9 protein-coding genes and 1 tRNA gene are annotated in these 12,208 nt (G+C 54.2%); 8 read left to right on the top strand and 2 right to left on the bottom strand.

The genetic code is table 11. From position 1 onward, the window contains the following. The coding region (locus Q8Q07_03915; GenBank protein ID MDP3879436.1) for an ABC transporter permease at positions 1 to 926 on the bottom strand (926 nt) is incomplete at its 3' end. A 471-nt stretch (positions 927 to 1,397) separates the two neighbouring features. On the opposite strand from Q8Q07_03915, the gene Q8Q07_03910 reads away from it, so the two are divergent. The 6 genes from Q8Q07_03910 (at position 1,398) to Q8Q07_03885 (ending at position 9,906) form a co-directional block, all read left to right on the top strand. Further along, positions 1,398 to 4,643 carry a cytochrome c peroxidase gene (locus tag Q8Q07_03910; protein MDP3879435.1) on the top strand — a complete coding sequence of 1,082 codons (3,246 nt, stop codon included), beginning with the start codon at positions 1,398 to 1,400 and terminating at the stop codon, positions 4,641 to 4,643. 59 nt (positions 4,644 to 4,702) lie between these two features. Next, positions 4,703 to 5,839 (top strand): hypothetical protein, encoded by a 1,137-nt coding sequence (locus tag Q8Q07_03905; GenBank protein ID MDP3879434.1) that lies wholly within the window; start codon positions 4,703 to 4,705, stop codon positions 5,837 to 5,839. A gap of 287 nt (positions 5,840 to 6,126) precedes the next feature. Next, positions 6,127 to 6,555, top strand: a complete 429-nt coding sequence (locus Q8Q07_03900) for a BlaI/MecI/CopY family transcriptional regulator (GenBank protein MDP3879433.1) — start codon at positions 6,127 to 6,129, stop codon at positions 6,553 to 6,555. Beyond that, entirely contained in the window at positions 6,548 to 7,522 is a 975-nt protein-coding gene (locus Q8Q07_03895; GenBank protein ID MDP3879432.1) for a M56 family metallopeptidase, read from the top strand. The genes Q8Q07_03900 and Q8Q07_03895 overlap by 8 nt, the downstream gene beginning before the upstream one ends. A 353-nt stretch (positions 7,523 to 7,875) precedes the next feature. Next, positions 7,876 to 9,261 (top strand): ethylbenzene dehydrogenase-related protein, encoded by a 1,386-nt coding sequence (locus Q8Q07_03890; GenBank protein MDP3879431.1) that lies wholly within the window; start codon positions 7,876 to 7,878, stop codon positions 9,259 to 9,261. Between the two features lie 267 nt (positions 9,262 to 9,528). Then, positions 9,529 to 9,906, top strand: a complete 378-nt coding sequence (locus Q8Q07_03885; protein ID MDP3879430.1) for a DUF3221 domain-containing protein — start codon at positions 9,529 to 9,531, stop codon at positions 9,904 to 9,906. A gap of 312 nt (positions 9,907 to 10,218) precedes the next feature. Here Q8Q07_03885 and Q8Q07_03880 read toward each other — a convergent pair. Beyond that, positions 10,219 to 10,293 (bottom strand) — tRNA-Met (locus Q8Q07_03880). A gap of 170 nt (positions 10,294 to 10,463) precedes the next feature. Between Q8Q07_03880 and Q8Q07_03875 the strand changes: the two genes are divergently transcribed. Both Q8Q07_03875 and Q8Q07_03870 read left to right on the top strand, forming a co-directional pair. Beyond that, a complete protein-coding gene (locus Q8Q07_03875; GenBank protein ID MDP3879429.1) occupies positions 10,464 to 11,276 on the top strand; it encodes an enoyl-CoA hydratase-related protein in 813 nt (270 codons plus the stop codon). A 71-nt stretch (positions 11,277 to 11,347) separates the two neighbouring features. Further along, positions 11,348 to 12,208 (top strand): beta-ketoacyl synthase N-terminal-like domain-containing protein (locus Q8Q07_03870; protein MDP3879428.1); only part of this gene is annotated, 861 nt, incomplete at its 3' end.

Below are 12,208 nucleotides of genomic sequence, written 5' to 3'. Positions count from 1 at the left end.
AGATCGACCAGCAGATTGGCGACTAGGATAAACGAAGCGACAAATATGTTTATTCCCGAAATTACCGGGTAGTCTCTCTGGTTGATAGCTTCAACCAGAAGGCGGCCGATGCCGGGCAGGACAAATATATTCTCCAGTACCACCGAACCCCCAATCAAAACGGGCAGTGATAGTCCTATCACGGTGATTACCGGTATCATCGCGTTTTTCAGGGCATGCCTCATGATAATTGTCCGTTCGTTCAGTCCCTTGGCCCAGGCTGTCCTGATATAGTCCTGCCTCAGTACCTCAAGCATCATGGTACGCGTCATCCTCATTGTGGTCCCGGTTGCCAGCATGCCCATGATGCTGGCCGGGATTATGAATTGCACCAGGTTCCCCATCACGTCTTTTGTTATCGGGATGTACTCCAGGGCGGGCGACCAGCCCCACCATATAGAGGGATAGACGATTATCATCGTCGCTACCCAGAAGCTGGGGGCGGAGATGAATACAATGGCAATGGTCCGGCCGACGTAGTCGCTCATTGTATCCTGCCGTATTGCCGACCAAACGCCAATGGGGATGGATATTAACAGCTTTATTATCAGCGCCAGAAAAGCCAGCTCAAAGGATACCGGGATGCGTCTCAGTATGTCCTCGACGATGGGTCGTTGTGTCCACAGGGATGTCCCGAGGTCACCCCTGATGGCATTCCCCAGCCATCTCCCGTACTGTACATGTATCGGCAAGTCCAGTCCCAGTTGCTCTCTCAAGACTTGAGCGGTGAACTCCATGCCCCCGGCCCGGGCTTCTTCGGCCATCTCACGTACCATCAGGTCAATCACGTCACCGGGGATGAAGCGGACCAGGAAGAAGACAATCATGGTTACCATGAGCAGGGTGGGTACCAGCAACAGTATCCTTCTGATTAAGTAGTCCCGCATTTGACGCCTCTCCTCATCATCGGGGTCTTTGTGAAGGGTTCTTTAATCTAAATTGGGGGATAACTTCAGGCTACCTACCAAACCAACCATTGCCCAGATTATAGAATTGCCTGAGGCTTTTGTCAATATCTTGACCGGGTAAACCAGTGCTCCCCCTCTGTTCCCCGGAAATTCAGATTTTTATATCACAAGTTTGCTGACCTTGTCAAGTAGGTCGGGCAAATATTTTCGGGAAATCCTTAGCTTCCTTCTGGATGACCATTACGTATTTTGGAACTATTGACTTACGCACTCTTAGTATTTTCCACAATCAGGACTCAGTAATCATACGTATTGTGGGGGCAGTCCGGAAATCATAGAATTGAGATGAGCCATAATAAACAAAACAGTATAGATCGCCGGTGAAGAGGAAGTTCGTTGGGGAGTTAAGAAGTCTGATTGTTGTCACCCGCTGGCGGGAGGAGAGCGTACATGAAAAAGTTCTTTCTAAATCTGCTGGTCTCATTTAGCATTGTCACGCTTCTGAGTTTCGCTATTCAGCTTCCCCTGCCGGCTGCTGCCCTGGAGACTAGCTTCACTATCACCGCTTCGGCTACCGCGGGCGGGACTGTCAGCCCCTCCGGTAATATCAGCGTAAATGCGGGCGCCAACCAGATATTCACTTTTACTCCCAACTCCGGTTACACCATCGGCGGCATCATGATTGACGACAGCTTCATTAACCCGCAACCAGGCTACACCTTCAGTAACGTGAGCGCTAACCACACTATAGAAGCGCTATTTACACTGAAGCAGGTAGTGGTGCCGCCCCCGAATTTGCAACCCCTTAACCAGACACCGGTCCCCGAGCCGCCGAACCTGTCGCTGTTTGTGAAGAACAAGTCTGTGGCCGTCCAGCTGGGTAAGGCTTTTTTCTGGGACATGCAGGCGGGGAGTGATGGCGTGGTAGCCTGCGCTACCTGTCATTTTACCGGTGGCGCGGATGGCCGGATGAAGAACACGGTTAACCCGGGGGCCGATGGCATCTTCGAAGTCGTGGCTGGCGTCAATGAGACGCTCGATTTTAATAACAGCAACATTTTCCCTTTCCACGAGCGGGCGAACCAGGGACACCTCCAGTCCGACCCGGTTATACGTGACTACAGGGATGTGGTCGGCTCCCAGGGAGTGAAAAAAGCTGATTTTGTGGCCGTAGTACCCGGCTCCGCGGTTGATGACATGGTGCCCGTACCCGACCCGGTATTTAACGTAGACGGTGTAAACGTGAGACAGGTGACGGGACGCCAGGCGCCCACTATTTACGATGCCGCCTTTAACTTCAACCAGTTCTGGGACGGACGGGCCAGCTTTATCTTCAATGGCGAAAACCCCTTCGGTCTGGCCGACCCGGACGCCGGCGTCTGGTTCAATGACCCGGTGGAGGGGCTGGTAAAGCGTCCGGTGCGCATCGAGTTTGCCAGCCTGGCGTCCCAGGCTACCGGCCCGGCGCTTGACCCCGTTGAAATGTCCGCCGCCGGACGCACCTTCCCCGAGCTAGGCAGGAAAATGTTGAGTCTCGTTCCGCTTGGCAAGCAGCTTGTCAGTCACGATGACAGTGTGCTGGGCGGTCTCTCCAATTCAATGCGTTACCCTGATGGGAGCGTTGAATACGCCCCCGGCCTGCACGACTCTTATGCTGAGTTGATCGAAGCTTCTTTCCGGGACTACCTGTGGAATTCACTCGAGCCTGTGACCGGTGTCAGCATTCGGGAGCGTCTGCCGGGCGGTGAAATTGTGGTTACACCGGCTACACAGATGGAGGCCAACTTCTCCCTATTCTGGGGGCTGTCCATCCAGCTCTATGAGTCCACCCTGATATCCGACCAGACTCCATTTGACTTCTGGCTCGCCGGTGAGACCAACGCCTTGACCGAACAGCAGAAGATGGGGTTCTCTATCTTCAATGGTACCGGTAAGTGTAATGTCTGTCATTCCGGCGTCGAGTTCACCAATGCCTCGGTCAGCGCGTCCCGCTACCTGAATGACAGTCTCCATGGTCTTATCGAGATGATGTTCGTCGCCGACGGCAGGCAGGTCATCTATGATGATGGTTTTAACAATACCTCGGTCACACGGACGACTGACGACATCGGCCGGGGCGGGACACAGCCCCATATTAACCCGCTAACCGGCCAGCGTTACCCCCTCTCCTTCTCGGCGCTGGCCAAGCTCCAGGCAGAGGGCAAGATACCCTTCTCCACGCCGATACTGGACCCCTTCCTTGTCCCCTACAACATTCCGGTCAACGCGGAGGGCGCTTTCAAAGTGCCGGGTCTGCGTAATATCGAGCTGACTACTCCGTATTTCCATAACGGCGGCGTGGAGAACCTCGATGACGTGCTCGACATGTACATCCGCGGCGGCAACCACCCGGCGGAGAATGTCCACGACCTTGATGCCGATATCGCCGGTGGTTTATCGAATACACTCAATAACGAGGTCTCAGAACACGCCGTAATTGAATTCATGAAATCGCTGACTGACCCCCGGGTAGTGGCATCATCAGCTCCCTTCGACCATCCGGAGCTTTTCATTCCGGAGGGTTCTCCCGATACGCTCCGGCGGATACCGGGCAAGGATTCATTTGGCGAGTCCATTCCGGCGCTTCCTCTTACCATAAACCCGGTTACCAGCCCGACCAATGTCGCCACCCAGACTGTCTCCGGCACAATAAATGAGGGTTTGAGCCCTGAAATCACGGTCAGCACCTCTGCTACAGTGGAGACTGTTACCGTAGATGGCTCCATCTGGAGCGCCGAAATCAGCGGTCTTGTTGAGGGAACCAATACCGTCAGAGCCAGCGTCACTGATGACGGCGTGCTGACGAGGGTTACAGCCACCGTAACCCTCGATACCACCCCACCGGCGCTTACCCTCAATCCGGTTACCAGTCCGACCACACTTGTCAGCCAGTCCGTATCGGGAACTACGGAGACCGGAGCGGTGGTAAGGATTTCTGTCAATGACGGCGCGCCGGTGTCCGCGATAATGAGCGGTGTTAACTGGAGTTTTAACGCCGCCCTTAGTATCGGGACGAACACCATCTCCGTAACGGCCACCGACGGCGCGGGCAACACGGCAGAGCCACTGCCGGGCGAAATAGTCCGGCAACCTCAAACAGCGCCGACAGCCTTTACAGCCAATCTATCCGCCGGATGGAGCTTGCTGTCCACTCCGGTGGCACTGGAGCCTGTTATGAACACGATGGACATGATTCTCGATGCTTCAACCATCGAGAATGTGGAAGTGGTTATCCGCTGGAAAGACGGTGAGTGGCAGCAGTTTTTAGGCGCTGATGAGCTGCGCCCTCTGGAAGCGGTTTACGTGAAAGTGAAGGCGGACGCGACGGCCGCAGCGACTATGGTTCCGGCCACCGGAGCGACTGCTCCACCAAGCCGTGAGCTAAGCGCGGGCTTGAACCTGGTCGGTCCGGCGCCGGTGTTTACAGACGGGGCTTTTGCGGCGCAGGCGTTGAACCTGGCGCTGGTCTACATCGAGCAGGCACCGGGAGGACTCAACGGGTACACTGTCGTCATCAGCCCCGGCTATAACCAGTCTGCCTGGGAGTATGTGCGGGGCGGCCCGGTGCGTGACCTGATCCCGTTCAAAGGTTACTGGGTAATCATGGACAATCCTGATACGCTGTTCGGCTTCAACACCACTCCGTTAGTGCCGTAAGAGATATAATGGTCAGGGGAGGACGGAAAACCCCGTTCCTCCCCGGGAAAGGTAAGGGTATGATCAGAACTGTGCTTGCTCTGCTTGGCGCGTTTTTCCTGCTGCTGGGCGCGAGCGTTCCCGCTCTGGCCCAGCCACCGTCATTGCCGCATTTCTTCTATGGCGAATTGACAATAAACGGCGCTCCCGCTCCCGCGGGCACCATGGTGGAAGCAAGGGGGACCGGAGTTAAACAGAGTGAAGGGAACCCGCTGACGACAACCGCATCCGGAATATACGGCGGAGAAGGAGCCCTGTCTCCTAAACTGGTCGTGCAGGGGGATATATCCCCGGGGACTACCCTGAGTTTCTTTATTAACGGTGTGGCTGCCGGCCGGACGGCTACCTGGCAGAGCGGCGAGGTGACCAGGCTTGACCTCACGGTAACCATCGGCAGTTCAAGTGGCGGTGGTGGAGGTGGAGGTGGTGGAGGTGGTGGGACAGCGCTGCCGGCCACCAGTGTCAACCTTATCGGGTTGTCAGGGGATAAGAAACTGGAGCTTGATTCCACGGGCAAGTCACAGGATGAATATAAGTTCACCGACCCGGAGAAGAAAGTGACCATTACCATCTCTAAGAGCACAGCCTTGAAGATCAGCGCAAATACTACGCTCTCTGTCATATCCCTGACGGCACCGGCCACAGTGCCCCCGGCGCCACCGCAGCATACCGTGGTTGTCAGTAAAGAGTTTGGGCCGAGCGGTGTTACCTTCAGCCCGCCTATTACCCTGACACTGGCATTTGATCCGGCAGCTTTATCGGCTGGCGTAAAGGAGACAGACCTGGCGATCGCCTTCTGGGATGGCTCGAAGTGGGTGACGCTGGAGAGCACCGTAGATATCGAGGCCGATACCGTCTCGGCGAAGGTATCACATTTCACTATATTCGGTATCCTGGCTCAACTACCCCAACCTTCAGAACCGGCGCCGCCGCCAGCCACCCCGACAACGGAGCCTGCCAGCCCCCCGGTGATACCGGAACCTCAATCTCCAACCCGGTCACCTGTACCTTCACCTCCCCCCCCGCCGGGTACGGAGCAGATACCGTCGCCTGCTACGATACCCGGAACAAACTGGGCGCTGTTCGGTAGCCTGGCCGCGGCCATCGTGATATTTATCATCCTGACGCTCTTGCTTGTCAGAAAAAGGAGAGGTTAGGTTTTCAAATAATAGTCAGAACGCCTCCACTTGGGCGAGCTAACGGAGTGTTGGATGCGCCACACCGGAATGTGGCTTTACGCCCGGCATCATTCGCCCGGTCTCAGATATCTTTCCGGCCTGTCCCGGCATCTCATTGAACATTATTTCCTGGAGTGTTATGATTAATTGTCGATAGTGCCTGGTGCTGAACGTGTTCAAGCAAGTAACGGACTAATGTCAGATCAGGAAAGTGTTTCTGCCTGACATTCCCTGGCAATACTTAACGTCAGGATGAGGGTATACTTATGGACAGGGCAAGGGACTCCGGCAATTCTTCTCCATCCATATCTCTGGGGCCGGTTGAAACCGAGGTGATGAACCTGGTATGGGAAATGGGAGAGGTCACGGTGCGAGACGTGTACCGGGTGCTTCTGACAAGGCGGGCAATAGCTTACACGACAGTCATGACCATCATGAGCAACCTGACCGGTAAAGGAGTACTCGAACGTCGTAGACAGAACCGTGCCTACGTTTACACACCTGTCTTATCTAACGACGAGTTTACCCGGAACAAGATAGATGAGATTGTGGTCAGTACATTGAACCGATTTACGGAGACAGCTATGACCTATCTGGTTGACCGTATGGCCAAGGTTGACCCCCGGAGGCTGTCTGAGCTTGAGAAAGCTATCGTCCGTTTGCGTAATAAAGAGACGGAGATACCGGATGATTGAGTCTTTGGGGATGCTAGCCTACGAGCTGCTACTTGAATTACTCGTGGCCAGTTTGCTCGTTTGGGTTGTGGTGGTGGTTGTAATACGCTGCTTCAGTATCACTGACCCTGCCTGGCGGGTTCGCTTTTCTGCCCTTCCCGTATTGCTTCCCGTTTTTGGAGTGCCGCTGATTCACCTGTTAATCCGGCCTCTCTTCCCGGAGCCCCACTCCGCTCCCCTGGAACACTTTCTGAATTCTATAATCAGCATGTCACCTTTGATAGCCGCGGTCTTTTTGAGTGTGGCTGGACTGCTGCTGTTCTTTGGGGTTACCTATATTTTTCAGTCTTTAGCCGGGGCAGTCTGCTATAGATTAGACTGGCGGCATCAGCATCATCAGCAGTCAGCTCTCTGGCTCCGGTGTAATGATATGCTGCAGCCAGTGGTGTCAAAACTGCATATGTCCCCTGTCCGGCTGGTACTGACGGATAGGAGTACTTGCGGCAGTATCGCCTTCGGTCCTCTTGGTTCCTATATCGTGCTCTCCAGGGCACTGGTGCTCATGCTGGATGACGAAGAGTTGGAAGGTCTGCTCGCTCATGAACTAGGGCACATCAAAAGGAAAGATACGCTGTTTGGTGTCGTTGTCGGAGCAAGTCGCCGCCTTCTGGCGTTCAGTCCCTTTGCGCAAACCGCCTGCCGCAGCTTTTCTCATGCCCAGGAGGAAGCAACGGACGACCTGGCGATTCGTACAAGCGGTCGCCCACTGGCTTTAGCTTCCTGCCTGGTTAAGGCTTGTCGCCTGACTCAGGGACACTACGACCGCGAGCCGAGCACCTGTTTACTTTCATCTACAAGCTCTGCGGAACACCGGATACGACGGCTTTTTGAGAATTACACCTGCGTCGCGGAGCCGTCAGGGAAGTATCGCTGGCTCTTCTTCGGGCTTGTTGCCGTCGTGTTTACAATATTGCTTCTTGTGGTCTGACTCCCGCACCCGCGTGTTGTTTATTCAGGGCCTTTCTGTGCCGCTGAGGCTTCTTTCCAACCAGCACCGTCAGTTCCGGCTCAACCTTCTCTATAGCCTGAATTTTCCCGCTACTTCCCCCTCGTCTTACAGGAGAAAGGAATGGAATAAGCAAAGATATAAACAGGCATAATACTGGGAAAATACAAGGTGTCCCTAAGCATATTAACCAGCATATATCCTTAGTATTAGCCAGCACATATCCTTGACAGCACTAACCTCTTCTGGTAAATTACTACCGATATAGTACTAAGCGATTAGTACAGTATTAGACGGTGTCATTTGCGGAAAATTACCTAGAGGAGGTATTCAAGGTGAAAAAACGAATTGTTTTGGGGGCGGTGATGCTGCTGGCGTTGACAGCGCTGGCTCTCGCCTGCGCCGGCCCGACAGAACCCACTACCCCAACACAACCAACCACTCCGCCACCCGCGGCTGAACCCGGCTTCGAGTCGGCGAGACTCTTTACCTTCCCCGGCAACTGGGGCCAGGTGCAGAGCAAAAAGGTGACCCTCTTTTATCCGGCCCAGGCATCCTGGGAGTTCGTCACCAGTCCCCAGCACCCCGGCAGTTCAGCCGTCAATACCGGCACCGGCTGCCTGGCCTGCCATCAGGGGCAGGAGGCCACGCTGGGTCAGAAGCTGGTCAGTCATGCCACCCTCGAACCCGACCCCATTCCCGGCAAGAAGCCCACCGTGGACGTGGATGTGAAAGCGGCTATTGATGACCAGTATCTTTACATGCGCTTTGAATATGCGGCGGAACGTCCCGGCGTCACCCATAGCCTCTGGCGCTACAACGGTACAGAGTGGAAATCCTGGGGCGGTCCGAAGCCTGAAACGGCACCGGGTGTCGACAACAGCTACGAGGACAGGATAGCCTTAAACATCGCCGACAGCGATATCCCGGCCTTTGACGGCGCTCCCATTGGTTTTGAGAAAGCCGGCTGCTTCATCACTTGCCACAATAGCATGCGTGCTATGCCCAACGAGCCTACCTCCGCCGAGGTCAAGGCGCACCCTTACTTTGGAGATGAGGGGCTGAAGCGCACCGACATCCGCAAGTATCTGCTGATAAGCCGCACCGAGACCGACGTAACGGGCGGCTGGGACAAGACCAAGAGCGCCGAGGAAATCAAGACTCTTCTTGACGAAGGCCAGTTCCTCGACCTGTGGCAGTGGCGGGGCGCCCGCTCCGGCCCCATCGGCTACGGCGATGACAGCTATGTTCTCGAGTACCGTAAATTCGACCCCGGCAAAGGGATATGGAGCTCGCCCGCTCAGCCTGAGTTCATGTATGATGAGTCCAAGACCGGCTTCAAAGCCATCCCCGAATCCGAGTTCGAGCAGAAGCTGCGGGATTTCCCGATGGTCAGCGGCCAGAACGTAGTGCCGCTTGACCCGTCGGCCATCTTTAAGGAGGGGGATATTCTCTCCAAGTACATCCTGCAGACTCCGGACGGCAGCCGTGCTGACCTGCTCTTCAACAGTACATGGACCGACGGCAAATGGGTTGTAGAGATGCGCCGCGCATTGAACACCGGTAATCCTGAGGATAAGGTGTTCGCCGCGGGCAAGACCTACAATATAGGCATCGCCATCTTCCATGACATGGTCTCCAACCGGCGTCACCATGTCTCCTTCCCGCTAACCCTTGGCATAGATACCGCAGCGGATATTAAGGCAGCCAGTATAAAGTAAGACCCGTTATAGTTCATTGATGGTGACAGGGATGAGAACTTCACGTTCTCATCCCTGTCTTTTTTCGCGAAGGGTAGCCCGGCGCGTTAACAGTTACAATCAATTTGAAACGGTTATATCAAACCGAGAGGAAAGCGTAGCGTCGGATGTGTCAATGGTGGCAACGGGTGGGTTTGGATCAGATGGAGGAAGTGATATAATCACTGGTGACGTAGCGTGCCGCTATGCGGGGCTCCGCACATCACTAGCAAGGTGTTATAATAACCCATGAAGTATGTCAGACTGGTCGGATTAGCAGGGCTGCTTATCGGATTGATGGTTGTATCCGTAGACTGTGCTTCAGTTACTAAACCAATAGAAACTGAAGCGGATTTCATCGGTTTTATCACTGAAATTCACCCGATTAAGGAAGGGGGTATATCCGGCCAGATTTCAGTAGAATCTCATGCTGATAAGATTGTTGCCAGATACACTGTCACCATAGAAGACGATACATTAATTTTCCGGCAGGACGGTGATAAACTCCGTAATGCAACGTTCGCAGCATTGGAAACCAGGCAATGGGTACAAATATGGTTTTCCGGGCCTGTTATGGAGTCCTGGCCTATGCAGGGAACAGCACAACAGGTTGTGATTATTGAGTAAAGAAAAACCTATTGCCGTCCGTACTTCAATTTCCCAAACAAAAGAGCAGAAACCAGTACCAACCCTATTGAATTCCAGATGATAATCGGTCGGAGATTAAGCAAGATCCCGTATACCAAAAACAGTGTCATCCCGACTAGAAACAAAATACTAAAGAGGGCGCTTATTTCACGAGCACTCTTTAGCTTGAATACACGAATAACCTGTGGAACCAGACCCAGAGTTACTATTCCACCTGCCACTAATCCAATGTATTCCGCCATAATTGATCGGAGTCCTTTCTAAACTTAATAATCGGTAACAACGATTAAATGGTGGCAGCGGGTGGATTCGGACCACCGACCAAGGGCTTATGAGTCCCCTGCTCTGCCACTGAGCTACGCTGCCACGGTTTATTATTGTAGCCTGTCGACAGCAGGCTGTCAAACCTCTGTACCCGGTTCTGTTTAGCTTGACGATACCGTAAGCCATCTGCTAGAATTCAAAACGGATTCCTCTTATTACCGGTTGAGTTGTGGCAAGACCGGTATCAGGGGTGATGCCATTCCCTGGAGGAGTTGCCTTTAAGTTCGGCTCTTGAGTTCTCCGGAGTTGTTGCGGCTGGAGTTATCATGGCTGTTGATTACCAGAAAGAAGGCAGAATTGCTGTTTTTACCATCAATCGTCCTGATGTCATGAATGCTATCAACGCTGATGTCAGTCAGGAAATGAATGAGGCGATGATTGATTTCCGTGATGACTCTGAGCTTTGGGTAGGCATTATTACCGGGGCGGGCGAGAAGTCTTTTTCGGCGGGGGCGGATATCACGGGGTTCCGTCCCGGCCCGGCGACGGCGCGGCAGGGGACTGCCGAGCGGGTGCGCGCTGACCAGATTTGGAAGCCGTTTATTGCCGCCATCAATGGTTATGCCCTCGGTGGTGGCCTGGAGCTGGCTTTGACCTGTGATATCAGGATAGCCGCCGAGCATGCCAGCCTGGGTTTGCCGGAGGTAACTATTGGGTTTATGCCCGGCGGTGGGGGTACGCAGAGGTTACCCCGCTTTATTCCCCGGGCTAAGGCGGCCGAGATGCTGCTTATGGGACAGCGCATCGACGCTCAGGAGGCATACCGTATAGGATTGGTGAATAAGGTGGTACCTCTTGACCGGCTGATGCCTGCCGCCAGAGAGTGGGCGGAGACTATCTGCCGGGCGGGGCCTCTGGGGGTCAGGGCGGTCAAGGAGGCGATGATTAAGGGTTACAGCCTGCCTTTGGAAGAAGGCTTGCTACTGGAAAGAGACCTGGCTAATCATATACGCACTACCGCCGATTTCATGGAGGGAGCCAGGGCATTTATTGAGAGAAGGCCGCCTAAATATGAGGCAAAATAGTCTTTCCGGAAAAGACTGTGCCGGATAGAGAACGGGTTGTTAAAATCACTGTTTGTTAAGGAGGGTGACGGATGACTGAGGCTGTCATTGTTAGTGGAGTAAGGACGCCCATCGGTAATTATGGAGGAGCGTTGCAGGATGTCCCGGTAGTCAGGCTGGGCAGTATTGCCATCAGGGAAGCATTGAAGAAAGCCGGCTTGAGACCGAAGGTGGGCGCTGAGGTGCTGAGCTATGCGCCGGCGGCTTTTAAGGACGCTGGCCTGACTGACCTGGAGAAGAAACACGGTGGTTGGGATGAGTCTTTACCGGCGGTGGAGATTGACGAGGTTATCATGGGTAACGTGCTTCAGGCGGGGCAGGGACAGAATACCAGCCGCCAGGCAGCCATCTACGCCGGTATCCCCAAGGAAGTGAATACCTATACCATTAATAAGGTCTGCGGCTCCGGCCTAAAAGCCGTCGCGCTGGCGGCTCAGGCGATAAAAGCCGGTGACGCTGAGGTGATTATTGCCGGCGGTATGGAGAGCATGAGCACGGTTCCCTATTATATGCCCGCCGCCAGATGGGGGGCCAGGATGTTCAATGCTCAGATGATTGATGGTATGGTGCATGACGGACTATGGGAGATATTCTATGACTATCACATGGGTCTGACCTCAGAGAATATCGCCGAAAAATACGGCATCAGTAGAGAGGAGCAGGACAAATTTTCCCTGGTCAGTAACCAGAGGGCAATAGCGGCAATCAAGGACGGCACCTTCAAGCAGGAAACGGTCCCGGTTGAAGTCCAGGTAAGGAGAGAGGTCAAGCTATTTGATACCGATGAGCATCCCCGGGAAACCTCGATGGAGCTTCTGGGTAAGCTGCCTCCCGTCTTCAAGAAGGACGGCTCGGTAACTGCGGGTAATGCCTCGGGGATAACTGACGCGGCC

It is taken from the genome of Dehalococcoidales bacterium (assembly GCA_030698765.1).
GTDB lineage: Bacteria > Chloroflexota > Dehalococcoidia > Dehalococcoidales > UBA2162 > JAUYMF01.
Note: the sequence above shows the minus strand (reverse complement) of the source record. Positions and strands in the feature narration are given on the sequence as shown.